Raw genomic sequence first — 23,779 nt, forward strand, 5'->3', positions numbered from 1 at the left:
CTGACTTTCACACAGGTCTACGCCGAGCCGAGCGGCCATGCAATACCGCGTCCCACCGCGCCGCGGGCTCAGGGAGCCGGTGGGAACGGCACGGGTATCGCGGAAACCAGGTGCGCGGCCCGGTCCAGGGCGCTCGCCAGGAGGGCCAGGTCGGTCGGGCCGTTGCCCAGCTCCCGCACGGGCCGACGCGCCGGCGGATCACCCATCCGTTCCCACTCCACCGGCACCACGATCGGCCGCTGCGTCGCAGTCCGCGGGATCCGGCCGGTCACCCGGCCGCCCTGGAACGGGACCGTCCGCCCATCGGGGTAACGGAGCCGGCCGCGGCCCGGGCCCGGCTGGTCGGGAGCGTCGAGGTCGATCCGCAGCGGGTTCGTGCGGGCCAGTTCGGTGTCCGCCGTACGGTCCGGGCGGGCGCTCGTGGCCACCAGGTGCACGCCGAGCCGGGCACCGTCGCGGGCCACCGCGTCGAGCGCCCGTACGACGGAACCGGCGGCGGGCCGACCCGTACTGCCCAGCCCCGGCGCGACCAGCGCGTCGAGGTCGTCCACCAGCACCACCAGGCGCGGCAGCGGGCCCGGCCCGGCCGGCCCGGTGCGCGGCGCGGCCGAACGCAGCCGCAGGGTGCCCGAACGCACGGGATCGCCCCAACCCGAGGAGGGGCCGGTGGACGGGTCGCCCTCGCCGAGCTGCTCACCGGGACCGGGCTGGCGGGGCGAGACCATCCGGTCGGCCACCTCGCGCCGGGCGTGCCACTCGACGAACGGAAGACCGTCCAGGAGCTCGGCCCGGCGCTTCAGCTCGGCGCCGAGCGCCTGGGCGAACTCCCGCATGCGGACGGGCTCGGAGGCGACGAGGTGGGCGCCGACGTGCGGGAGCTCGGTGCAGGGCAGCAACCCGTCGCCGCGCTCACCGCCGGCCCCGTCCAGCAGGACGATCCCCAGCCGGTCGGGCCGGGCGGCTGCGGACAGCGAGGCGGCCACGGACCGCAGCAGCTCGGTGCGCCCGCTTCCGGCGGGCCCCTCGATGAGCAGGTGCGGCCCGTCCGCGACGAGCTCGGCCCCGACCGGCCCGCGCCGCCCGCTGCCGAGCACGAGCTCGACCCGACCGCCGACGCCCAGTCCCTGGTCCGTGGCGGCGGCCCAACGGGCCATCAAGGAAGCCGGAGTGGCCCGGGCCAGCCCCAACTCGTCCAGCAGGCGGGCGGTGTGCGGGAGGACGGCGGCCACGGCCGGGTGCGGCGGCGTGGGCGAGGGCTCGGCCCGTAGCGGGGCCAGGGCCCGGGCGAACCTCTCGGCCCAGGCCGCGGAGACGGCGTCCGCGGTGGCAGTGGTGCCGGGCGGGGACGGCTTGCCGCCGATGACCGGGAAGGTCCGTACGGTCGTGGCCACGTCCCCGCTCAACAGGGCGACCGCGCCGCAGTCCCGGAAGGCGGGAGTGCTCGCGCAAGCGGACTCGTACGTCTCGGCGAGCGGGGAGGCGGGCGTGGCGGCCGGCGTCTCCGCCAGGACGAGGACGTGGATCCCGGCGGCCGGCCCGTGCGAGGCGAGCCGACCGGTGACATCGCGCAGCGCCCCGGCGCCGGGATCCCCGTCGACGACGAGGAGGGTGTACGGGCCCTGGTGGGCGGACGCGGCCTCGCGGACGCTACGCGGGTCGGCGGCGGCCCAGTGGGTGCCGAGGGGACCGTCGTCGAGGCGGCGGGTCAACTCACCGGTGCGGGCGGCAGCCTGATCACGGTCGTACGCGAGGAGCAGCCGACAGTCCTGCCCGTGCGCGGGCCGTACGTGGGGCAGCCAGCCGAGCCACCCCCAGTCGGCACGCCGCTCGGCCACGCTGCGCGCCCGATCGGCGGCGAGCAGCACGATCTCCAGCTCCGAGGGGGCGTGCAGGGCGGCGAGCTGGGCGACCACCGACCGGGCGACCCCGGTCAGCCGCGCCCGCGGACCCGCGATTCCGAGCCCACCGACCTCCTGGAGCGCGACCCGGCTCCCGGCCCCGAGGCCGACGTCGAGCCGACCCCGCGGACGGGACCACAGGCGCCGGGTCGGACCGAGCGCGGCCAGCAGCAGCGCGGCGGGATCATCGACATCGGGGACGGCGGCGACGGCCTGCTCGGCCACGGCCAGCGCCTCGGGCTCCTCCTGCCCGCGCACCCACTTCCGCGCCCAGGCGCCCAGACCCCGACGCCGCCCCCCGGCCGCGCCGCCCGCCCGGGGACCGTCCCCGGCGGGTTCCGCGCCCGCTCCGGCGGCTGCGCCGGCGCCCGCGCCCGGTGCCGCGCCGGGGCCGGCCACCGGGTGCGTCCCGGAGCCCTCGTGCCCGCCCGGGCCGGGCCCGTGGCCCGGGGTGCCCGCGCCGGTGTGCGGGCCCCTGCCCGAGGTGGCCCCGGAGGGGCCGCCGGGAGCGTCGTGCGCCGCGGTGCCGAGGCTCCCGCCGGGCACCCACCCGTGGCCGGGGGCGTCGGGGCGCGGCCCCGGGCCGGCGGCGGGGCCGCCGTGGTCAACAGTGGCCGGCTCCGGGTCCCGGGCGGCGCCCGCGAGGGACAGGTGGCCCTCCAGGTCCGGTACGACCGGCAGCGGGGCCGGAGCCCCGGGGGCCAACCGGAGGGTGGATTCGCCGATCCGCAGCAGCGCGCCGGGCGGCAGCGCCACCGGTTGCCGACCGACCGTCGAGCCGTCGAGCGTCGTCCCGTTCGTCGAGTTCAGGTCGGCCACCGTCACCCGTCCGTCCGGCATCACCGTCACCGCGCAGTGCAGCCGTGACACGTCGGGGTCGTCCAGTGGGACGTCCGCATCGGCCGAGCGCCCGATCCGGATCCCTCCCGGGTGCAGCAGGTGCACTCCGCCGGCGTCCGGGCCCGCGACCACGTGCAGCTGTGCGCCGTCCGTCCCGTCCGGCAGGACGTCGGGTATCGGTGCGTGCAGTCCCAGCACCGCTCCGTCCACGAGCGGCGGCTCCCCGAGGACCCGCCGCTGGAGGTCGAGCCGTTCCGTACCGGCGTACAGCACGACCGTGCCGCCGGTGTCGGGCCCGCCGACGGTCGCGGCCAGGCCGGAGGCCACGGCGGCCAGCGCGGTACCCGTGGGTGCGGTGACGAGCACGTCACAGCCGGTGGGTACGGTCTGGTGGCCGCTGCGCGACCCGAGGACGGTCAGCCGGATCTGCATCGCCGTCAGCGGTCCCTTCTGCGCGGTGCGCGGTGCGTGCGCCCGGCAGGGGTGCGACGGGACGTGCGTGCCCGATCAACCCCCCACCCGGCACGGCGCGTCGTCCGGTCAGGTCTGCCCGGAAGGCGGGGCTCCCGTCCCGGCCGTTCCGTACGGGTGCATCCTCGCACCTGTCGCGGACAACACGCCCGGAACCCGCTAATAAATGATCTTGAATCATAGTGGCCCGGCACGTGCGGTACGTACGTTCGACCTGCACGTCGAGGAAAGTCGGGGAGAGTCGGCAACGACGCGGAAAATCGCCTCAGGCATACCCCTCATACGTCACCCTTCGCACATATGTGCGGCAACCAACCTTCGGCACCCCGCGTCTTCCCCGGGGACACCCCCTAGAGTGGGCCGGAAAAACGAACCACAGCAGGACGACAGCAGGGAGCGCGAGACGTGCGGCCAGTCGGCAGCAAGTACCTGCTCGAGGAGCCGCTCGGACGCGGCGCCACGGGCACCGTCTGGCGTGCCCGCCAGCGGGAGACCGCCGGTGCGGAGGCGGCCGTCGCCGGGCAGCCCGGCGAGACGGTGGCCATCAAGGTCCTCAAGGAAGAGTTGGCGCAGGACGCCGACATCGTCATGCGCTTCCTGCGGGAGCGCTCGGTCCTGCTGAGGCTGACGCACCCCAACATCGTGCGCACCCGCGACCTCGTCGTCGAGGGCGACCTGCTCGCCCTCGTCATGGACCTGATCGACGGCCCGGACCTGCACAAGTACATCCGGGAGAACGGCCCCTTCACGCCGGTCGCCGCGAGCCTGCTGACCGCCCAGATCGCGGACGCGCTCGCCGCCAGCCACGCCGACGGCGTGGTCCACCGCGATCTGAAGCCCGCCAACGTCCTGCTCGACGAGCGCGCCGGCCAGATGAAGCCGATGCTCACCGACTTCGGCATCGCCCGCCTCGCCGACTCCCCGGGCCTGACCCGCACGCACGAGTTCGTCGGCACGCCCGCCTACGTCGCCCCCGAGTCCGCCGAGGGGCGCCCGCAGACCTCCGCCGTCGACATCTACGGCGCCGGCATCCTGCTCTACGAACTGGTCACCGGACGACCGCCGTTCGCCGGCGGCACCGCGCTCGAAGTCCTCCACCGCCACCTCAGCGAGGAGCCGCAGCGCCCCTCGACCCTGCCCGAGCCGCTCTGGATCGTCATCGAGCGCTGCCTGCGCAAGGAGCCGAACGAACGCCCCAGCGCCGAGAGCCTGGCCCGCGGCCTGCGCGTGGTCGCCGCCGGGATCGGCGTGCACAGCGCCCCCTCCGAGGTGGAGGCCGCCCTCGGCGTCGGCGCGCTGCTCGCGCCCGATCCGTCGCCCGCGCCTGTCCCCGAAACCCCAGGCGGCGCCGCCGACCCGACGCAGGTGCTGCCGGGCCGCGCCGCGGGGCCCGCGGCCGGCGCGTACGACCCGAACGCCATGACCAGCGTGCTGCCGCCGGTCGGTGCGGCCGACGCCACCTCGGTGCTGCCGAGCACGGGCGGCCCCGGCGGCGCCCCGGGCGCCGATCCGACCTCGGTCATGCCGCCGGTGCAGCAGCCGGACCAGCCGCACCCGTGGCAGTCGCAGATGCAGGCCGCGCGCGACCGCAACGAGCAGACGCAGATGCACTACCTCGACCCGAGCGAAGACCCCCTGCGCCGGCGACCGCAGCGGCAGGCGCCCCCGCCGCCGCAGCAGCGACCGCAGCAGCCGCCGCAGTACCACCAGGGCCCGCCGCCGCAGCAGCCCCCGCAGTACCGCCAGGGTCCGCCGCCGCAGCAGTACCAGCAGCCCCCGCAGCAGCCGTACTACCAGCCGCAGCCGCCGCAGCAGTACCAGCAGCCGCAGCCGCCCCCGTACCAGCAGCAGCCCCAGCGCCAGCAGCCCCAACGGCAGGCGCCCGCGCAGCAGCAGCCCCCGCAGAGCCCGCCGCCGCAGCAGCGCGCGCCCCGTGAACCGCGCGAGCCGCGCCGCCGCAGCGCCAATCCGGTGCGCATCCCGGGTCTGGGCTGTCTCAAGGGCTGCCTGGTCATGATCCTGCTGTTCTTCGTGGCGGGCTGGCTGATCTGGGAGCTCACCCCGCTCCAGGAGTGGGTCGGCACCGGCAAGGGCTGGTGGGACCAGCTGTGGACCTGGGGCACCGACGTCGTCGACTGGGTCAGCGCCCTCAGCAACTCCACGGGCGGCACCGCACCCTGAGCCCGGAGCGCCCCGAGGCGGGTCCAAGCCGGACCTGAACCGGGCCCTCCTAGCGCCGACTTCGTGGATTTGTCGACTTCTGGGGCGTGATTTCGCCCCCAGAAGTGAAGGTCGCCGCGAATCGGGCCCCCTACTGGCTTCCAACCCCCATCCGGCCGCGTAGCTTTGGTGCGTACGCCAGCCGCTGAGGGAGCAGTCGTGGCACGGAAGATCGGCAGCCGGTACACCGCGCACCAGATCCTGGGGCGCGGCAGCGCGGGCACGGTGTGGCTGGGCGAGGGGCCGGACGGGCCCGTCGCCGTCAAACTGCTGCGCGAGGACCTCGCGTCCGACCAGGAGCTGGTCGGACGCTTCGTCCAGGAGCGCAGTGCGCTGCTCGGCCTGGACCACCCGCACATCGTCTCGGTCCGCGACCTCGTGGTCGACGGCAACGACCTGGCCCTGGTCATGGACCTGGTCCGCGGTACGGACCTGCGCACGCGCCTGGACCGCGAACGCAGGCTCGCACCCGAGGCCGCCGTGGCGATCGTCGCCGACGTCGCGGACGCGCTGGCGGCGGCGCACGCGGCGGGGGTCGTGCACCGGGACGTGAAGCCCGAGAACGTCCTGCTGGACATGCAGGGACCGCTGGGGCCGGGCGGCGCGCATCCGGCGCTGCTGACCGACTTCGGCGTGGCCAAGCTGATCGACTCCCCGCGCCGGGCCTCCGGCGGCCGGGCCTCGGCTCCGACCACCCGGATCATCGGCACGCCCGACTACCTGGCGCCGGAGATCGTGGAGGGCCTGCCGCCGCGGGCGGCCGTGGACATATACGCCCTCGCGACCGTGCTGTACGAGCTGCTGGCCGGGTTCACGCCGTTCGGTGGCGGCCACCCGGGCGCCGTGTTGCGCCGGCACGTGACGGAGACGGTGGTCCCCCTCCCCGGAATCCCCGACGAGCTGTGGCAGCTGGTCGTGCAGTGCCTGGCGAAGGCACCCGCGTCCCGACTGCGGGCCTCCGAACTGTCGACGCGGCTGCGGGACCTGCTGCCGCTGCTGGCCGGGATGCCGCCGCTGGACGTGGACGAGCCGGACGAGCCGGAGCCGGAGCCCGCGGCGGCGGAGCCGCTGGACGCGGACCCGGTGCGCCGCCGGGGCGTGGTCCCGCTGGTGCCGGGGTCCGCGACGGATTCGAACCGGGACACGCACACCTCGATGCGGGTGCCGGCACCGGACGAGCTGGCCGGGGGTGCGCTCGGCACGGCCCGGGTGCCGCGCCCGGCGGGCGGCCACCGGCCCGGCTCGGCCCGCCACCGCGCGGACACGGTCCGCAAGCGCCGCCTGGCGTTGTCGGCGGCAGCCGCGGTGCTGGCCGCCGCGCTGGGCGTCGGCGGCTGGCTGGCCGCCTCGGGCGACGAGCCCCCGCCCCGGGACACCATCAAGCATTCGGCGCCGACGAAGCGGTAGCCGCGCGCCGCGCGGACCGGCCCCGCCTAGCGCGGCCGGCCCGCGCTACCCGCCCGCGCCGACCGCGCCGTCCGGCCCGGTCGGCCCGCCCGGGCGGGGCTCAGGCCTCGACCAGTTCCGGGTGCCAGCGGCGGGCCACCGCGGGGTGGGCGCGGATCCAACCCTTCAGCTCGTTGCGCCCGTACTCGGCGTGCAACGGGTTCGACGCGTCGTGCTCCACGCCCGGCGCCGCTCGCAGGTACTCGCCCGGGACGGTCTCCACCACCGCGTCCAGCCGCGGGTTGTAGAAGAACGGCACCGAGAACCGCTCCACCGCCCCCGGTGGGCTGACCACGCGGTGGTCCGTCGCACGGAGGTAGCCCTCCGTGGCGATCTCCAGCAGCTCGCCCAGGTTGACCACGAACGCTCCCGGCATCGGCGGGACGTCCAGGAAGCCGTCGTCCTGTCGGACCTGTAGGCCGCCCACCGAGTCCTGGAGCAGCAGCGTGAGGAAGCCGTAGTCCTTGTGGGCCCCGACCCCCTGGTCGGCGCCGGAGGGGGCGGACCCCGGGTAGCGGATCAGCTTCGTGTGCAGGTGGGGGCGGTCCGCGAACGCCGCGTCGAAGAAGTCGGAGGGGGCGCCGATCGAGGCGAGCAGTTCCTGCAGCAGGCGGTGGGCCACCGCGGCCAGCCGGGACTGCCACTCCAGTACGACCGTCCGGAGCTCGGGCAACGCCTGCGGCCACTGGTTCGGGCCTTCCAGCCACAGGTAGGCCGGGTCGTCCGGTCCCACCGCCGGCGCCGGCCGCTCGGCGCCGATGTCCAACTGGTCGCGCCAGTCGGAGGCCCCGCCGGTCAGCTCGTGGCCGATGTGGGTGTAGCCGCGGAAGTGCGGCGAGTTCAGGTTGCTCACGGACAGTCGGTCAGCCTCTGGAAGGGCGAAGAAGGCCCTGGTCAGCTCAAGGATGCGGGCGGTCTCGGCGTCGGTGACGCCGTGCCCGGTGAGGTGCAGGAAGCCGGTGTCTCGGGCTGCGGCGTGCAGCTCCTTCAGGAAGTCGGCCCGCTGGGTCGGGTCGTCGGCCTGGGAGAGATCGATGACAGGGAGGGTGTGCGCGGACGGCATGACGGCTCCGTTTCGGATGTCACGGGGTCCTGTTCCCCAGAGGTGTCGGGGCAGCGGAGGGGGAGGGCCGCCGGCAGGGATGGCGCCGGAGCCGCTTGGGCCGCGTTCAGGACCAAGTCGGATCGGGGTGGATCAGGCTTGTGGATGGTCCGGCGGCAGACAGCTCGTCGTCGTGACACGCATGTGATCCACATGGCGGCGCTTGACGAGGAGGAGAGTCATATCGTGAGCGTACGCCCGTTCCCTCGTTCACCAGAACGGGTGAATCGGCCTGCCCGGACGGGCTTGCCCGCGGACCGGCTACGCTGGACCCGTGGCAGTCGTCGATGTTTCCGAAGAGCTGAAGTCCCTCTCCTCGACCATGGGGTCGATCGAGGCCGTCCTGGACCTCGACAAGCTGAGGGCAGATATCGCCGTGCTTGAGGAGCAGGCCGCCGCGCCGTCCCTGTGGGACGACCCGGAGGCCGCCCAGAAGATCACGAGCAAGCTTTCGCACCTCCAGGCCGAGGTCCGCAAGACCGAGACCCTGCGCGGCCGCATCGACGACCTCGCGGTGCTCTTCGAGCTCGCCCAGGAGATGGACGACGCGGACACCCTCGCGGAGGCGGAGGTCGAGCTGATCTCCGTACGCAAGGCGCTGGACGAGATGGAGGTCCGCACCCTGCTCTCCGGCGAGTACGCCGAGCGCGAGGCGCTGGTCAACATCCGCGCCGAGGCGGGTGGCGTCGACGCCTCCGACTTCGCCGAGCGCCTGCAGCGCATGTACCTGCGCTGGGCCGAGCGCCACGGCTACCCCACCGAGATCTACGAGACCTCGTACGCGGAAGAGGCCGGCATCAAGTCGACCACGTTCGTCGTCAAGGCCCCGTACGCCTACGGCACGCTCTCCGTCGAGCAGGGCACGCACCGCCTCGTGCGCATCTCGCCCTTCGACAACCAGGGCCGTCGCCAGACCTCGTTCGCGGGCGTCGAGGTCCTGCCGGTCGTGGAGTCCAGCGACCACGTCGAGATCGACGAGGGCGAACTGCGCATCGACGTGTACCGCGCCTCCGGCCCCGGCGGCCAGGGCGTCAACACGACCGACTCGGCGGTGCGCATCACGCACATCCCGACCGGCATCGTGGTCTCCTGCCAGAACGAGCGCTCGCAGATCCAGAACAAGGCCAGCGCCATGAACGTCCTCCAGGCCAAGCTGCTCGAACGGCGCCGCCAGGAGGAGCAGGCCAAGATGGACGCGCTGAAGGACGGCGGCAGCTCCTGGGGCAACCAGATGCGCTCCTACGTCCTGCACCCGTACCAGATGGTCAAGGACCTGCGTACGGAGTTCGAGGTCGGCAACCCGCAGGCGGTGCTCGACGGTGAGATCGACGGCTTCCTGGAGGCCGGCATCCGCTGGCGCAAGCAGCAGGAGCAGACCGCGTAGGCAACGGCACCGCGCCGCGTGACGCGTGTGCGAAGGGCTCGGACACCGCAGGTGTCCGAGCCCTTCGTCCGTCCGTTGCGCCGGTGATCGGGACGCGGCAGGTGAGCCACGCGGCGGAGCCGCATGACCGGCACTACGCCGTGTGCTGTGCCACCAGGGCCAGAGCTGTCACCAGGACCACCAGGAGCGCGATGAGCGCCATGGGGTTCAGGCCGGCGAAGGGGCCCTCCTGCTGGAGGCGCTCCCGGTTCGCCCGGCACACCGGGCAGCGGCCCTGACTGACGGGCGCGGCGCAGTTCGCGCACACGAGCCGGTCATATGTCATGCGCTCTCCTCCTCTCGTCCCCTTGAATAACGCTCGGGGGAACGACACCGTTCCCCCTACCACTGTGCCAGCTCTCGCGACATTCGGCGCGGCCCGTCCGGGCAATCGCGGACGGACCCCTCCCGGACCAGGGGATATATCGGGCAACTCCGGACGCCGGGTCCCCACCCCGCGCCCGTTCGCGTATGGTCACGCACACCTACTCCCGGCGACCGTGGTGCACCCGTGATCCGATTCGACAACGTCTCCAAGTCCTACCCGAAGCAGAACCGCCCCGCACTCAGAGATGTCTCCCTGGACATCGCGAAGGGCGAGTTCGTCTTCCTGGTCGGCTCCTCCGGCTCCGGCAAGTCCACCTTCCTACGGCTGGTCCTGCGCGAGGAGCGGGCGAGCCACGGCCAGGTCCACGTCCTCGGCAAGGACCTCGCCAAGCTGTCCAACTGGAAGGTCCCGCAGATGCGGCGTCAGTTGGGAACCGTCTTCCAGGACTTCCGCCTCCTCCCCAACAAGACGGTGGCCGAGAACGTCGCCTTCGCCCAGGAGGTCATCGGCAAGCCGAGGGGCGAGATCCGCAAGGCCGTCCCCCAGGTCCTGGAGCTGGTGGGCCTCGGCGGCAAGGAGGACCGGATGCCCGGTGAGCTCTCCGGCGGTGAGCAGCAGCGCGTGGCCATCGCCCGCGCCTTCGTCAACCGCCCGGCCCTGCTGATCGCGGACGAGCCCACCGGCAACCTCGACCCCCAGACCTCGGTCGGCATCATGAAGCTGCTGGACCGGATCAACCGGACCGGCACCACCGTGATCATGGCCACGCACGACCAGCAGATCGTGGACCAGATGCGCAAGCGCGTCATCGAACTCGAACAGGGCCGACTCGTACGCGACCAGTCGCGCGGCGTCTACGGCTACCAGCACTGAAAGGCCCTTGAGACGTCATGCGCGCCCAGTTCGTCATGTCGGAGATCGGCGTCGGCCTCCGTCGCAATCTCACCATGACCTTCGCGGTCATCATCTCCGTGGCCCTCTCGCTGGCCTTGTTCGGCGGCTCCCTGCTCATGCGCGACCAGGTGAGCAAGATGAAGGGCTACTGGTACGACAAGGTCAACGTCTCGATCTACCTCTGCAACAAGAGCGACGCGGAGGACAACAGCGAGAGCGGGAGCAAGGCCTGCGCCAAGGGTGCGGTCACTCCCGAGCAGAAGCAGCAGATTGAGACCGACCTGAAGAAGATGGAGCTCGTCGAGACGGTCCACTACGAGTCCTCCGACGAGGCCTACAAGCACTACAAGGAGCGCTTCGGGCACACCGCGCTCGCCTCGGTGATCACCCCGGACCAGATGCCCGACTCCTTCCGGGTGAAGCTGAAGCAGCCCGAGAAGTACAAGGTCATCACCACGGCCTTCGCGGGCCGCGACGGGGTCCAGTCGGTCGCCGACCAGCACACCGAACTGGACAACCTCTTCCAGATGCTCGGCTACCTCAACTGGGCCGCCCTCGGCATCATGTTGATCATGCTGATCGTGGCGCTGCTGCTGATCGTCAACACCGTGCGCGTCTCCGCCTTCAGCCGGAGGCGTGAGACGGGGATCATGCGGCTGGTGGGCGCCTCCAGCTTCTACATCCAGGTGCCGTTCATCATGGAGGCCGCGTTCGCGGGCCTCATCGGCGCCCTGTTCGCCTGCGTGATGCTCGGCGCGGGCCAGTACTTCGTGATCGACCACGGCGCCTCGCTGCGCACCAAGATGGAGCTGATCAACTTCATCGGCTGGGACTCCGTCCTGACCAAGCTGCCGTTGGTACTGGTCATCGGGGTGCTGATGCCCTCGCTGGCCGCCTTCGTGGCATTGCGCAAGTACCTGAAGGTGTGACGATCGCCCCGTGTGAGGTCCGCTCAACTCCCCCTGCCTCCACGGGCCCTGTCCTACACTCGGCGACATGCCGGGTCTGCCCGCCTCCTGTCTCCGGCCCCGCGACCTGCGTCGCGGGGCCGCTTTGACGTTGGCGTTCATCGCGGCCGTCGGCACCGCCGCGAGCACCGGTTGCTGGGACCGCGCGGACGCCGTGAGCGTCGTCGCCGGTGCCGGCTTAGCGGACGCCGGTGCGGATGCCCCCGAACCCGCCCCCGAGCCCGGCCCAGCGGCGCCCCGCGAAGCCGCCACCGCCGACCGGGAGGCCGTCGCCCGAGCCGCCGCCACCGCCGTCGCCGAGGGCAAGTCCGGCAAGAAGGCCGCCCAAGAGGTGGTCAGCCGCAGCGGCGACCGCTGGGGCGTGGTCTACGACCGGGGCGAGTACGCCGCCTTCGCAGCAGAACTCGACGGTCGCTGGACCGGCGTCGGGCTCTGGGCCGGGCGCCGCCACGACGGGCGCATCGAGATCGACGAGGTCCAGCCCGGCAGCCCCGCCGCCCGGGCCGGCCTGCGCGCCGGGGACCGGTTGCTGAGCATCGACGGCCAGTCCGTCACCGGCCTGCGCGTCGCCGACGTGGTCGCCCTGCTGCGCGGCGAGGCCGGCACCCCCGTCGTCCTGCACCTCACCCGGGACGACGGCGACCTCACCGAGACCCTCCGCCGCGAGCAGCTGCACGCCGAGCCCGTGACCGTACGGGAGCTCGCGGGCGGGATCACCGTCATCAAGGTGATCTCCTTCACCCGCGGCTCGGGCGAGCGGGTCCGCGCCGCCGTCCGCGCCGCCCCGCCCGGCGCCGGAGTCATGCTCGACCTGCGCGGCAACCCCGGCGGGCTGGTCACCGAAGCCGTGACGGCCGCCTCCGCCTTCCTGGACGGCGGGCTGGTGGCCACGTACGACGTACGAGGGACCCAGCGCGCCCTGTACGCGAGCCCGGGCGGGGACACCGCGAGGCCCCTGGTGACCTTGGTGGACGGCGGCACGATGAGCGCGGCGGAGCTGGTGACGGGGGCCCTCCAGGACCGCGGGCGCGCGGTGGCGGTGGGCACGAGGACCTTCGGCAAGGGCTCGGTGCAGATGCCGACGCAGCTCCCGGACGGCTCGGTGGCCGAACTGACGGTGGGCACGTACCGCACGCCGGCGGGCCGCAGCCTCGACGGCAGCGGCATCACCCCGGACCTGGCGGCGGGCGACGGCGTCGAGGAGCGGGCCCGCACGGTATTGGGTGGCCTCGGGGTGGGTCCGTAGTGCGAAAATGACCGCACTATGGCTAAGGAAAAAGGGCGCAAGCTGATCGCCCAGAACAAGAAGGCGCGCCACGACTACACGATCCTCGACACCTACGAGTGCGGTCTCGTGCTCACGGGCACCGAGGTGAAGTCCCTGCGCCAGGGCCGTGCCTCGCTGGTGGACGGCTTCGTGTCCGTGGAGGGCAACGAGGCCTGGCTCTACAACGTGCACGTGCCGGAGTACAGCCAGGGCACCTGGACCAACCACAGCGCCCGGCGCAAGCGGAAGCTCCTCATGCACCGGGAGGAGATCGACAAGCTGGAGCGGAAGGCGGACGAGTCGGGTCACACGATCGTGCCCCTGTCGCTGTACTTCAAGGACGGCCGCGCGAAGGTCGAGATCGCGCTGGCGAAGGGCAAGAAGGAGTACGACAAGCGCCAGACGCTGCGGGAGAAGCAGGACACCCGCGAGACGAACCGGGCGATCTCGGCCATCCGCCGCAAGCAGCGGGGCACGGTTTAATCTCCTGGCATCCCGTGGTCCACTTCGCGTACCATGGGGTCAGCATCGCCCCCTGGGGGGTGGCGCACCTTGAAAAAACAACATGGGGATGATCGGTTTCGACAGCGGATGTCGATGCAGGGGAAGCGAGCCGAGGAAGCGGCAATGATCTCGCTAACCACATGTCGCAAACAATAATCGCCAACTCCAAGAGCGATAACTCCCGCTTCACCCTCGCTGCCTAATAACAGTGAGCTGAAGCCTCTGTGAGGAGCGTCAGCCCGGAAGTGGTCCCGGTCCGGATCCTGGCGTCAATTAGGGATCTAAACCTCTAGCCCCGGTCACGGGGGTTGGAGGGAAACCAAACAGTGACTGAGCCCGTCGGAGACTTGTCCGTGTGATCTCCGGGGCCGAGAAAAGCGCAGCGGACTGCGCTCGGAGAAGCCCTGCTTCTGCACCGTTGGACGCGGGTTCGATTCCCGCCATCTCCACTCATCCCATGTGGGCAAAGGCCCCGCGGCCTCACGGCTGCGGGGCCTTCGTCATGAGCGAGTCCCTGTCCGGCCCGGACCAGTACTGTGGGGCCACAGCCGAGGAGGAGTATCCGTGACTGCACCGATGCCCATGGGCGATGGCCCACTTATCCCGATGCCCGAACTCACCGTGGCCGCAGTGCGGCACGCCATTGCCCGGATCGCCCCGTCCCGGATCCACGCTTTCGACGAGCATCTGGCAGAGGCCGCCACGAACGCGCAGCAGAGTCAGAGCCTTGCTCCTTTGCGTGCCTTCATCCACGTCTGGGCGATCAACGTGGCGATCGCCCGGTACCCCACCCGCGCTGCCCGCTTCCATGACCTGGAAGCCCTCATCGACGCGGGGAACGAGGACCCCACGGACGCGCTCACGGAGGTCCAGCAGATCCTCCAGGCGGCGAAGGCCGAGGCGGGTCTGTGAGCGACTGGCGATGGGAGTACAACACAGACGACCCCGCCTACCACACCAACGGCCTGCCCACGGGCGTGGTCGCGGAGGTGGAGAGGCTGGCAACCGAACTCGTCGCGCTCGGGCGTGACGCCGCGCGGGCCGGGCACCCGACCGGGCGGGAGGGCGGCCTGCGCTCCTTTGACATCCTCGGCGGTCGCGGTGTTGTCCAGTTCCTCGTCGTCCCTCGCCATGAGTGCTTGTACGTGTGCAACATCATTTGGTCGGGGTAGGGCAGCAGAACCAAGCCGTCGGGACCCAGTGATCATCGGTGGCGCACAGAGCGCGGCACGCTCCGTGCAGGACCGTGGGCGAAGGCCCCGCGGCGTCACCGCTCAGCGCTGCAAGGTCTTCGTCGTGCTCGCGCTGGCGATGGCGAGGGCCAGGAGGGCCGCCGCCGCCGGGAGGGCGTACGGGGCGGTCGGGCCCAGGTGGTCGATCAGGGCGCCCGCCGTCGCCGAGCCCAGGGCTATGCCCGCCAGGATGGCCGTGACCGCCAGGGTCATGCCCTCGTTCAGACGCCCCTCGGGAGTGACGGCGTGGACCCGGGACATCGCCGTGACCATCGTCGGAGCCGTGGCCATGCCGGCCAGCAGCAGGGCGCCCGCCAGCAGCGGCAGGGAGCCCGTGGCCGTCGCAGCCCAGGGGAGGGCCATCGCGACGCTCAGGGCGACGAGACAGGTCCGCAGGCTGCGCGGTCGCAGGGTGCCGTAGAGCAGGCCGGCCGCGCAGGAGCCGGCCGCCTGGAGGGCCAGGACCAAGCCGGTGGCGCCGCCCAGGCCGCGCGCGTCGAGGTACGCGATCGAGGTGACCTCCATCGAGCCGAAGAGCAGACCCAGCGGGAGGAAGAGGTACAGCACCGGGCGGATCGCACGCAGCGGGGAGCGGCCGTGGCCGTGCCCGGACACCGGGGGCTGGGTGGCGCGTTGGGAGGTGAAGAGCAGCATGCCGGTGAGGAGGAGCGTGGCCGCCGTGAGGGTGCCCGCCTCGGGGAAGACCGCCGAGCAGAGGAAGGCCGCCACCACCGGGCCGCACATGAAGCACAGCTCGTCGGCGGCCTGCTCGAAGGACATCGCCGTGTGGTGCGCGGCCGGAGAGTCGCGCAGGAGGTGGGTCCAGCGGGCGCGGGACATCCCGCCGATGTTGGGTGTGGTGGCCGTCGCCGCGTACGAGGCGAAGAGGGTCCAGGCCGGGGCCTGGGACCGTACGCACAGGATCAGCGAGAGCGAGCCGAGGACCGCGACCAGCGTGGCCGGGACGGCGATCCGGGCCTGCCCGTACCGGTCGACCAGGCGGGCGGTCCACGGCGCGACCAGCGCGGTGGCGGCCAGCCCGGTGGCGGTGACCGCGCCGGCGAGGGCGTACGAACCGCGCTGCCCGGCGATCATCATGACCGCGCTGATGCCGAACATGCCCATGGGCAGCCGGGCCAGCAGGTTCCCGGCGGTGAAGGCGCGGGTGCCGGGCAGGGCGAACAGGCGCCCGTACGGACCCGGTGTGCGGGCCGCGCGGCGGCGCGGGGAGGGGGCGATGACGAGGGTGGAGCCGGTCACGGTCATGAGGGGGCTGGTCTGCGGCATGATCCAAGGCTCCGCCCCGGGCCGTACCTGCGTCCAACACCTGTTCGTGCGCCATTCACCCGTTCCTGTTGTTAGTCTCCCGGGGTGATGTCCCGAGATGTGGAACCCCGGCTGCTGCGTGCCTTCGTCGCCGTGGCCGAGGAGTTGCACTTCACCCGCGCCGCCGTCCGGCTGTACGTCGCCCAGCAGGCGCTGAGCCGGGACGTGCGACGGCTCGAAGCGGCCCTGGGCGCCGCGCTGTTCGTGCGCACCACCCGCGCCGTCGAGCTGACCGTCGACGGGGAGCGGCTGCTGCCCCTGGCCCGTCGGGTGCTGACCGCGCACGAGGAGCTCGCCGCCGCCTTCGCCGGCCCTCGGCCGCTGCTCGTCGACCTGAACACCGACGGTCCGAGCACCGCGCGCACGGTGCTCGAACGGGCCCGTGAGCTCGCGCCGGACTGCGAGCTGATGGCCCGCTTCGAGAGCGGGCTGACGCACGCCGCCGCCGAGGTCGTCGCCGGGCGCCTGGACGTGTCCTTCGGGTACGCCGACGGCCTGGACCCGGCGCTGCGGGCCCGCCTCGCGCAGCAGCCCGTACGGTACGAGCCGCTCGCCGTGCTGCTGCCCGACGGGCATCCGCTGGCCGGGCGGGCCGAGGTACCGCTGGATGCCCTGGCCGGGGAGACCGTGTACGCCGGGGCCGGCAATCCGCGGACCGTCGAGTGGACCGGGCTCGCCCGCGAGCTGTTCGCCGGACGAGGGATCGAGCTGGCCGCGCCCGCGCCCGTGGCCATGGGGAAGGAGGAGTTCCGCCGCGTGATGGCCAAGACCCGCAATCCCGTGCTGGCGAGCGTGGACTTCCTCGACCTCCCCGGGTCCGTGAAGAGGCCGCTGGTCGATCCGGTGCCGTTGTCCCCCCTGTCGATGGTGTGGAGGAAGGGTTTCAGCCACCCCGGTCTCCACGCGCTCCAGCAGGCCGCGGCCCAGATCGCGGCCGAGCGCGGCTGGCTGGACGTACCTCCGGCGAGCTGGCGCCCGGCCGCGCTCACAGGCGTCCCCGGCGGCGGGTGAGTGCAAGGTTTCCCGCCGGTCATCCGGCGGGGACCCAGGCCGAAACGCGCCGTTCCTACGGTCGTCACCACGGACGCGACAGTTGTGGAGGCGTGTGATGACCAGTACGACCGCACCGCGCAAGGGGGGCCGCTGGATCGAGCGGTGGGAACCCGAGGACGAGACGTTCTGGAAGCAGACCGGGGAGCGCATCGCCCGGCGCAACCTCCTCTACTCCGTGCTCTCCGAGCACATCGGGTTCTCCATCTGGTCCTTGTGGTCCGTGATGGTGCTCTTCATGGGCCCCCAGTACGGGATCGACCCGGCCGGGAAGTTCTTCCTGATCGCGACCGCGACCTTCGTGGGCGCCCTCGTGCGGGTGCCGTACACCTTCGCCGTCGCCCGCTTCGGAGGCCGCAACTGGACCGTCGTGAGCGCCCTGCTCCTGCTCGCGCCCACCGCCGCCGCGCTGGTCGTCATGGAGCCCGGGACCTCGTACGGGACCTTCCTGGCCGTCGCCGCCCTCACCGGCGTGGGCGGCGGAAACTTCGCCTCCTCCATGACCAACATCAATGCCTTCTTCCCGCTGCGCAAGAAGGGTTGGGCGCTCGGTCTGAACGCCGGCGGCGGCAACATCGGCGTGCCCGTGGTGCAGCTCATCGCCCTCCTGGTCATCGGGACCGTCGGCGCCGGGCACCCCAGGCTGCTGCTGGGGATCTACCTCCCGCTGATCGTCGTCGCGGCCGTGCTGGCCCTGCTGCGGATGGACAACCTGGCACCCGTGCGCAACGACGTGGGCGCCGTCCGCGAGGCGGCCCGCGACGCCCACACCTGGATCATGGCGTTCCTCTACGTCGGCACCTTCGGGTCCTTCATCGGCTACAGCTTCGCCTTCGGTCTGGTGCTCCAGACGCAGTTCGGCCGGACCCCGCTCCAGGCCGCCTCGCTCACCTTCGTCGGGCCGCTGCTGGGCTCGCTGATCCGGCCGGTCGGCGGCGCGCTCGCGGACCGGTTCGGCGGGGCGCGCATCACGCTCGGCACCTTCGTGGCGATGGCCGCAGCGACCGGCGTGGTCGTCTACGCCTCGGGACAGAAGTCGCTGGCCGTGTTCCTCGTCGGGTTCGTGGCGCTGTTCGTGCTGAGCGGGCTCGGGAACGGCTCCACGTACAAGATGATCCCCGGCATCTTCCAGGCCAAGGCGCTGGCGCAGGGCATGGACGGCGAGGCCGCGGCCGCGCACGGACGCCGACTGTCCGGCGCCTCCATGGGCCTGATCGGTGCAGTGGGAGCCCTCGGCGGACTCGGCATCAACCTGGCCTTCCGGGAAGCGTTCGCGAGCTCCGGGTCCGGGACGGCCGCCTTCGTCACCTTCCTCGGCTTCTACGCGGCGTGCTGCGCAGTGACCTGGGCGGTATACCTTCGTCGGCCCGTCGGCGCGACGCTCCCGGCGGCCGGAGCCGAGGCGAAACCGCAGCTCACCTCCGTGTAACGGCGGTTTACGGCCACGAAATACGGCGGAACCGAGCCTGACACGCCGACTTGACAGGCTCAGTTCCGCGCACGCGACATGCGGGCGCGCGATGTGATAACGACCCACAGGGCAAGGCAGGTCACCATGGACGACACGCACACCGTCGCTGCGGCCGGCGCTGCCGCCGTCCCGGCGGCGGGTCCGCTGGCGGGGTTCACCGTGGGGGTCACCGCCGCCCGACGGGCGGACGACCTGATCGCGCTGCTGCGCCGGCGGGGAGCCTCCGTCCTGCACGCCCCGGCGCTGCGGATCGTGCCGCTCGCCGACGACAGCGAGCTGTTGGCCGCCACGAAGGAACTGATCGACTGCGCGCCGGACACCGTGGTCGCCACCACCGCCATCGGGTTCCGCGGCTGGATCGAGGCCGCCGACGGCTGGGGGATCGGCGAGGCACTGCTGGCTCGGCTGCGGGCCAGCGAACTGCTGGCGCGCGGCCCGAAGGTGAAGGGCGCCATCCGGGCGGCCGGGCTCGTGGAGACCTGGTCCCCGCAGTCGGAGTCCCTCGCCGAGGTGCTGGACCGCATGCTCACGGCCGGGGTCGCCGGGCGGCGCATCGCGCTCCAACTGCACGGGGAACCGCTGCCCGGATTCGTCGAGGCACTGCGGGCCGGCGGGGCCGAAGTGGTGGTGGTCCCCGTGTACCGGTGGATGGCGCCGGAGGACCTCGGACCGCTGGACCGGCTGCTGGACGCGGTGGCCTGCGGCGGGGTCGACGCGGTGAGCTTCACCTCGGCACCGGCAGCCGCCTCGCTGCTGTCCCGGGCGGAGCAGCGGGGGATGCGGGACGCGGTGCTGGGCGGGCTGCGGGGAGACGTGCTGTCGGCGTGCGTGGGGCCCGTGACGGCACTGCCGTTGCAGGCGCACGGGGTGGACACCGTGCAGCCGGAGCGGTTCCGGCTGGGCCCGTTGGTGCAGCTGCTGTGCCAGGAACTACCGGGGCGGGCGCGGGTGTTGCCGGTGGCGGGGCACCGGGTGGAGATCCGGGGCCACGCGGTCCTGGTGGACGCGGAGCTACGAGCGGTGCCACCGGCCGGAATGGCCCTGCTGCGGGCGCTGGCGCGCCGGCCGGGGTGGGTGGTGGGGCGGCCGGAACTGCTGCGGGCCCTGCCGGGTGCGGGGCGGGACGAACACGCCGTGGAGACGGCGATGGCCCGCTTGAGGGGGGCGCTGGGCGCGGCGAACCTCATCCAGACGGTGGTGAAGAGGGGATACCGGTTGGCGCTGGACGCGGGCGAGTGCGTGCCGGCGGACTGACGCGGGCGGGACCGGACGGACGAGGGCGGACTGACGAGGGCGGGACGGATCGTGTCGGTGGAGCCGGATCACGTCGGCGGCCTGGAGATGGGAGCCGGGTTTCGTTAGCGTGCCCTGGTGATCGTTGACGGGGTGGAGATGCGGGGCGTCGAGGTCGGGGACGCCGCCGGGCTGGCCGAGGTACTGATGCGGAACCGGGCCCACATGGCGCCCTTCGAGCCGTGGCGGTCCGAGGTGTACTTCACCAAGGAGGGCCAGGCCGCGCGCATCCGGGCGCTGCTCGCCGAGCGCGACGGAGGCCGCCTGGCGCCGTACGTGCTCGTCGAGGCCGCCACCGGGGCACCCGTCGGGATGATCAACCTCGGCAGCATCGCCCTCGGCCCCTTCCGCAGCGGCGGCGTCGGCTACTGGGTCGATCGGGACTGGGCCGGGAAGGGGATCGCCACCGCCGCCCTGGAGGAGGTCTGCCGGATCGCCCGCGACGACCTCGGGCTGCACCGCGTGGAGGCCGGGACCCTGGTGGACAACCTGGCTTCGCAACGCGTCCTGGCGAAGGCCGGGTTCGAGCAGTACGGGCTGGCGCCCCGATACCTCCACATCGACGGCGCCTGGCGCGACCACCGCCTCTTCCAACGCCTCCTGCACGACGACCCGCCGCTCTGAGCGGGTCCGGGTGAGCCCGGGTGAGTCAAGGGGTGAGTCCGGGCGAGTCCGGGTGGCGTTGCGGGCCGATGACCGTCGCCCTCGACCCGCTCCTCCACCACCCGGACTCACCAGACCCGCTCAGGCCCCCGTACGGGGGGTTCCGCATCGACCCGGCGCGCGGCACTCTGAGAGGCACGCCCGTAGGGCCTGTCTTCCGGATCGTGCCGGGCCCGCGCCGCCTGGCACCGCGCCTCGCTGCGTTCTCGTCGGTCGCCGATGTCCCCAGCTACCACCGGGGGTGCCCCCACCGCATGGACGTTCCCCGGCCTTGCGGTCCACGGCGCCGGGCGACGCGGGCCGATCCGGCCTGACCCGGAAGACAGGCCCCTGCGCAAGAGGCGGTGACCGGCATGTGGTTCGACTCCGGGCGGGTCTGCCTGGACCTGGTGGCCACCCTGGCCGCCCCCGCGGGCGTCGAGGAGATCCAGGACGGCGACGAACTGCGACTGTGGCTCGCCGGGGCCGGACTCGTGCCCGACCGGACGCCGCTCGCCCGGGTGGGCCCCGACTGGGTGGAGGCCTTCCGGGCACTGCGCTCCGACGTGGGCAGCCTCGTACGGGCCGAGCTGGCCGGCGCCGGACCCGACGAGGGGGCGCTCGCCCGGGTCAACGCGCTGGCCGCCGGTCCACCCCCGGGACTGTGTGCCGTACAGGACCAAGAGGGCCACCTCGTGCGGGAGTTGTGCGGTGGCGTGGAATGCGGTGCGCTGCTCGCCGCCGTCGCCCGGGACGCCGTCGAACTGCTCACCGACCCCGGCGAGCGGGCCCTGCTGCGCTCCTGCGAGGGCGACGGCTGCACACGGGTCTACCTGGACACTTCGCGGGGACACCGGCGCCGGTGGTGCTCCAGCGAGCTGTGCGGCAACCGCGAGCGGGTCGCGCGGCACCGCCGCAGGGTCCTCGCGGCCCGCCCCGGATAGTGATCTTCGCCCGGTCACCGGAACGGGCGTGCGGACCGGGTGCGGATTCGCGTACGGTTGACGGTCGCCCATGCACGTCAGAAGGGGGCCTTGGTGGCCGCGCAGAATGCCGCTGTCGACAGCACGGCGGATTCCGTCCGCGATCGGGAGATCACGGTCGAGCAGACGCACCTGGATCAGGTGTACCGCCGCCTGGAGGAGAAGATCGACGAGGCCGAGTTCCTGATGAACGACGCCGCCAAACGCGGTCAGGTCGGTACGCCCGGCGCGCTCGCCGAGCGCGACGCCCAGGTCTTCCGGGCCGGTATCCACCTGAACCGGCTGAACAACGAGTTCGAGGACTTCCTCTTCGGCAGGATCGACCTGGTCCTGGGCAAGGACGGGGAGCGCGGGCCCGACGGCGCGTACACCTGCGTCGAGCCGGCCGACGACGCGATCCGCGCGGACCTCACCGCCGACGTCGCCGAGACGCTCCACATCGGGCGCATCGGCGTGCTCGACGCCGACTACGCGCCGCTGGTCATCGACTGGCGCGCGCCGGCCGCCGCGCCGTTCTACCGGTCCACGCCCAAGGACCCCGGCCGTGTCGTACGGCGCCGCGTCATCCGCTCCAAGGGCCGCAAGGTGCTCGGGGTCGAGGACGACCTGATGCGCCCCGAGGTCACCGCCTTCCTCGACGGCCGGGAACTGCCCGCCATCGGCGACGGCGCGCTGATGGCCGCGCTCGGAAGGGCCCGCACGCACTCGATGCGGGACATCGTCTCCTCCATCCAGGCCGAGCAGGACCTGGTGATCCGGGCCCCCGCCGCCTCGGTCGCCGAGGTCGCGGGCGGGCCGGGCACCGGCAAGACCGCCGTCGCCCTGCACCGCGCCGCCTACCTGCTCTACCAGGACCGGCGCCGCTATTCCGGCGGCATCCTGATCGTCTCGCCGACCCCGCTGCTCGTCGCGTACACCGAGGGCGTGCTGCCCTCCCTCGGCGAGGAGGGCCAGGTCGCCATCCGGGCGCTGGGCTCGCTGGTCGACGGCGCGGAGGCGACGACGTACGACGACCCGGCCGTGGCCCGGATCAAGGGCTCCTCCCGGATGCGCAAGGTGCTCCACAAGGCCGTCCGGGGCGCACTGGAACTCGGCAACGCCCCGGAGCGGCTGCGCGTGGTGGCCTTCGGGCGGCGCCAGGAGCTGGAGGCCGACGAGCTGAACCGGATCCGGCAGAACGTGCTCAGCGGCACCGCCCCGGTGAACCTGCTGCGCCCGCGCGCCCGCAAGCTGCTGCTCGACGCGCTGTACGCGAAGTCCGGCGGCGCCGGCCGGCACAGCGACCCGGAGCTGGCCGCCGAGCTGCGCTCCGCGTTCGACGAGGACATCTCGACCGAAGACGCGTTCATCGACTTCCTGAACGCCTGGTGGCCCGAGCTGACCCCGCGCGCGGTGCTGGCCGCCATGGCCGACGAGCGCAGGCTCGGCCGCTGGTCGCGGCGGGTCCTGAACCCGCGCGAGACCCGCCAGCTGGCGCGCTCGCTACGCCGGGTGGGCCCGGACGGCAAGGGTCCGCTGTCGGTCCACGACGTGGCGCTGCTCGACGAACTGCAGCTGCTGCTGGGCGCCCCGGCGCGGCCGAAGCGGAAGCGGCAGATGGACCCGCTCGACCAGCTCAGCGGGCTGGAGGAGCTGATGCCGACCCGCGAGGAGACCCAGTGGGAGCGGGCAGAGCGGATCGCGGCGGAGCGTACGGAGTACGCACACGTGATCGTGGACGAGGCGCAGGACCTGACGCCGATGCAGTGGCGGATGGTGGGCCGCCGCGGCCGGCACGGCACCTGGACGGTGGTCGGCGACCCGGCGCAGTCCTCGTGGACGGATCCGCAGGAGGCCGCCGCCGCGCGTGACGAGGCGCTGGGGTCCCGACCGCGTCGCCGCTTCACCCTGACGGTGAACTACCGCAACCCGGCGGAGGTCGCGGAGGTCGCGGCCCGGGTGCTGCGGCTGGCGATGCCGGACATGGAGCCGCCGACCGCGGTGCGCTCCACGGGCCTGGAACCGCGTTTCACTGCGGCCGAGGCCGACTTGGGAGCGGCCGTTCGGGCGGAGACCGTGCGGCTGCTGGAGCAGGTGGACGGCACCGTCGGCGTGGTCGTGGCCATGGACCGGCGTGCGGAGGCCGCGGGCTGGCTGGCGGACCTGGGCGAGCGTGCGGTGGCCCTCGGCAGCCTGGAGGCCAAGGGGCTGGAGTACGACGCCACGGTGGTCGTCTCCCCGGCGGAGATCGCGGACGAGTCCCCGGCGGGCCTGCGGGTGCTGTACGTGGCCCTGACCCGTGCGACCCAGCAGCTGACCGTCGTGGCGTCCGAGCGCGACACCCCCGACTCTTCGGGAGTCCCGGCCCTCCTCCGGCCGTAGCGGCCCGGCGGGGTCGGGGTTCGGAAGGGTCGGGCCGGGGCTTGGACGGGTCGGGGCGGC

At 72.9% G+C, this 23,779-nt stretch carries 19 protein-coding genes and 1 other RNA gene; 16 read left to right on the forward strand and 4 right to left on the reverse strand.

Translation table 11 applies throughout. The annotated features are described in order from the left end of the window. Window positions 1–68: 68 nt before the first annotated feature. Window positions 69–3,170 (reverse strand): FHA domain-containing protein, encoded by a 3,102-nt coding sequence (locus ABZZ20_RS16935; protein ID WP_356870166.1) that lies wholly within the window; start codon window positions 3,168–3,170, stop codon window positions 69–71. Between the two features lie 444 nt (window positions 3,171–3,614). On the opposite strand from ABZZ20_RS16935, the gene ABZZ20_RS16940 reads away from it, so the two are divergent. After that, window positions 3,615–5,390 (forward strand): serine/threonine-protein kinase, encoded by a 1,776-nt coding sequence (locus tag ABZZ20_RS16940; protein WP_356870167.1) that lies wholly within the window; start codon window positions 3,615–3,617, stop codon window positions 5,388–5,390. Window positions 5,391–5,588: 198 nt separating this feature from the next. Then, the gene (locus ABZZ20_RS16945) at window positions 5,589–6,836 is read left to right on the forward strand and encodes a serine/threonine-protein kinase (RefSeq protein WP_356870168.1); all 1,248 of its coding nucleotides are present in this window, start codon (window positions 5,589–5,591) and stop codon (window positions 6,834–6,836) included. Between the two features lie 100 nt (window positions 6,837–6,936). Here ABZZ20_RS16945 and ABZZ20_RS16950 read toward each other — a convergent pair whose 3' ends face one another. Further along, window positions 6,937–7,938 (reverse strand): 2-oxoglutarate and iron-dependent oxygenase domain-containing protein, encoded by a 1,002-nt coding sequence (locus ABZZ20_RS16950; protein WP_356870169.1) that lies wholly within the window; start codon window positions 7,936–7,938, stop codon window positions 6,937–6,939. A gap of 313 nt (window positions 7,939–8,251) precedes the next feature. Between ABZZ20_RS16950 and prfB the strand changes: the two genes are divergently transcribed. Next, window positions 8,252–9,361, forward strand: a complete 1,110-nt coding sequence (prfB, locus tag ABZZ20_RS16955) for a peptide chain release factor 2 (RefSeq protein ID WP_356870170.1) — start codon at window positions 8,252–8,254, stop codon at window positions 9,359–9,361. Between the two features lie 133 nt (window positions 9,362–9,494). Here prfB and ABZZ20_RS16960 read toward each other — a convergent pair whose 3' ends face one another. Further along, complete coding sequence (locus tag ABZZ20_RS16960; RefSeq protein WP_356870171.1) at window positions 9,495–9,686, reverse strand: hypothetical protein; 192 nt, start codon at window positions 9,684–9,686, stop codon at window positions 9,495–9,497. Window positions 9,687–9,911: 225 nt separating this feature from the next. Here ABZZ20_RS16960 and ftsE point away from each other — a divergent pair, with 225 nt between their 5' ends. The 7 genes from ftsE to ABZZ20_RS16995 all read left to right on the forward strand — a co-directional run bounded on the left by ftsE (window position 9,912) and on the right by ABZZ20_RS16995 (window position 14,533). Next, complete coding sequence (ftsE, locus tag ABZZ20_RS16965) at window positions 9,912–10,601, forward strand: cell division ATP-binding protein FtsE (RefSeq protein ID WP_030161344.1); 690 nt, start codon at window positions 9,912–9,914, stop codon at window positions 10,599–10,601. A 17-nt stretch (window positions 10,602–10,618) separates the two neighbouring features. Continuing rightward, on the forward strand, window positions 10,619–11,551 hold the full coding sequence (ftsX, locus tag ABZZ20_RS16970; protein WP_356870172.1) for a permease-like cell division protein FtsX: 933 nt from the start codon (window positions 10,619–10,621) through the stop codon (window positions 11,549–11,551). Window positions 11,552–11,618: 67 nt separating this feature from the next. Then, entirely contained in the window at window positions 11,619–12,836 is a 1,218-nt protein-coding gene (locus ABZZ20_RS16975; protein WP_356870173.1) for a S41 family peptidase, read from the forward strand. Window positions 12,837–12,854: 18 nt separating this feature from the next. Continuing rightward, window positions 12,855–13,340 (forward strand): SsrA-binding protein SmpB, encoded by a 486-nt coding sequence (smpB, locus tag ABZZ20_RS16980; RefSeq protein WP_356870174.1) that lies wholly within the window; start codon window positions 12,855–12,857, stop codon window positions 13,338–13,340. A gap of 84 nt (window positions 13,341–13,424) precedes the next feature. Then, window positions 13,425–13,813: a transfer-messenger RNA gene (gene ssrA / locus ABZZ20_RS16985) on the forward strand. Window positions 13,814–13,925: 112 nt separating this feature from the next. Continuing rightward, window positions 13,926–14,273, forward strand: a complete 348-nt coding sequence (locus ABZZ20_RS16990; RefSeq protein ID WP_356870175.1) for a DUF6247 family protein — start codon at window positions 13,926–13,928, stop codon at window positions 14,271–14,273. Further along, window positions 14,270–14,533: a hypothetical protein gene (locus ABZZ20_RS16995; protein WP_356870176.1), complete on the forward strand. Its 264-nt coding sequence runs from the start codon at window positions 14,270–14,272 to the stop codon at window positions 14,531–14,533. The genes ABZZ20_RS16990 and ABZZ20_RS16995 overlap by 4 nt, the downstream gene beginning before the upstream one ends. Window positions 14,534–14,635: 102 nt before the next feature. Here the strand turns inward: ABZZ20_RS16995 and ABZZ20_RS17000 are convergent, their stop codons facing one another. Then, window positions 14,636–15,880, reverse strand: a complete 1,245-nt coding sequence (locus tag ABZZ20_RS17000; protein ID WP_356870177.1) for an MFS transporter — start codon at window positions 15,878–15,880, stop codon at window positions 14,636–14,638. An 87-nt stretch (window positions 15,881–15,967) separates the two neighbouring features. Between ABZZ20_RS17000 and ABZZ20_RS17005 the strand changes: the two genes are divergently transcribed. From ABZZ20_RS17005 to ABZZ20_RS17030, 6 genes are all read left to right on the forward strand, one after another. Then, window positions 15,968–16,930, forward strand: a complete 963-nt coding sequence (locus ABZZ20_RS17005; protein ID WP_356870466.1) for a LysR family transcriptional regulator — start codon at window positions 15,968–15,970, stop codon at window positions 16,928–16,930. A gap of 97 nt (window positions 16,931–17,027) precedes the next feature. Then, window positions 17,028–18,398, forward strand: a complete 1,371-nt coding sequence (locus ABZZ20_RS17010; protein WP_356870178.1) for a nitrate/nitrite transporter — start codon at window positions 17,028–17,030, stop codon at window positions 18,396–18,398. Window positions 18,399–18,524: 126 nt separating this feature from the next. Beyond that, window positions 18,525–19,694, forward strand: a complete 1,170-nt coding sequence (locus tag ABZZ20_RS17015) for a uroporphyrinogen-III synthase (protein WP_356870179.1) — start codon at window positions 18,525–18,527, stop codon at window positions 19,692–19,694. Between the two features lie 138 nt (window positions 19,695–19,832). Then, window positions 19,833–20,357 (forward strand): GNAT family protein, encoded by a 525-nt coding sequence (locus tag ABZZ20_RS17020; RefSeq protein WP_356870468.1) that lies wholly within the window; start codon window positions 19,833–19,835, stop codon window positions 20,355–20,357. Window positions 20,358–20,749: 392 nt separating this feature from the next. Further along, window positions 20,750–21,319 carry a CGNR zinc finger domain-containing protein gene (locus ABZZ20_RS17025; protein ID WP_356870180.1) on the forward strand — a complete coding sequence of 190 codons (570 nt, stop codon included), beginning with the start codon at window positions 20,750–20,752 and terminating at the stop codon, window positions 21,317–21,319. Between the two features lie 93 nt (window positions 21,320–21,412). After that, window positions 21,413–23,719 carry a UvrD-helicase domain-containing protein gene (locus ABZZ20_RS17030; protein ID WP_356870181.1) on the forward strand — a complete coding sequence of 769 codons (2,307 nt, stop codon included), beginning with the start codon at window positions 21,413–21,415 and terminating at the stop codon, window positions 23,717–23,719. Window positions 23,720–23,779: the final 60 nt, after the last annotated feature.

Source organism: Streptomyces sp. NPDC006430 (assembly GCF_040612395.1).
Taxonomy (GTDB): Bacteria; Actinomycetota; Actinomycetes; order Streptomycetales; family Streptomycetaceae; genus Streptomyces.

Excerpts from the sequence above, each read along its gene's own strand:
- ABZZ20_RS16935 (WP_356870166.1), bottom strand. The coding sequence starts at position 3,170 with ATGCAGATCCGGCTGACCGTCCTCGGGTCGCGCAGCGGCCACCAGACC.
- ABZZ20_RS16950 (WP_356870169.1), bottom strand. The coding sequence starts at position 7,938 with ATGCCGTCCGCGCACACCCTCCCTGTCATCGATCTCTCCCAGGCCGAC.
- ABZZ20_RS16960 (WP_356870171.1), bottom strand. The coding sequence starts at position 9,686 with ATGACATATGACCGGCTCGTGTGCGCGAACTGCGCCGCGCCCGTCAGT.
- ftsX (WP_356870172.1), top strand. The coding sequence starts at position 10,619 with ATGCGCGCCCAGTTCGTCATGTCGGAGATCGGCGTCGGCCTCCGTCGC.
- ABZZ20_RS16975 (WP_356870173.1), top strand. The coding sequence starts at position 11,619 with ATGCCGGGTCTGCCCGCCTCCTGTCTCCGGCCCCGCGACCTGCGTCGC.
- smpB (WP_356870174.1), top strand. The coding sequence starts at position 12,855 with ATGGCTAAGGAAAAAGGGCGCAAGCTGATCGCCCAGAACAAGAAGGCG.
- ABZZ20_RS17000 (WP_356870177.1), bottom strand. The coding sequence starts at position 15,880 with ATGCCGCAGACCAGCCCCCTCATGACCGTGACCGGCTCCACCCTCGTC.
- ABZZ20_RS17005 (WP_356870466.1), top strand. The coding sequence starts at position 15,968 with ATGTCCCGAGATGTGGAACCCCGGCTGCTGCGTGCCTTCGTCGCCGTG.
- ABZZ20_RS17010 (WP_356870178.1), top strand. The coding sequence starts at position 17,028 with ATGACCAGTACGACCGCACCGCGCAAGGGGGGCCGCTGGATCGAGCGG.
- ABZZ20_RS17015 (WP_356870179.1), top strand. The coding sequence starts at position 18,525 with ATGGACGACACGCACACCGTCGCTGCGGCCGGCGCTGCCGCCGTCCCG.
- ABZZ20_RS17020 (WP_356870468.1), top strand. The coding sequence starts at position 19,833 with ATGCGGGGCGTCGAGGTCGGGGACGCCGCCGGGCTGGCCGAGGTACTG.
- ABZZ20_RS17025 (WP_356870180.1), top strand. The coding sequence starts at position 20,750 with ATGTGGTTCGACTCCGGGCGGGTCTGCCTGGACCTGGTGGCCACCCTG.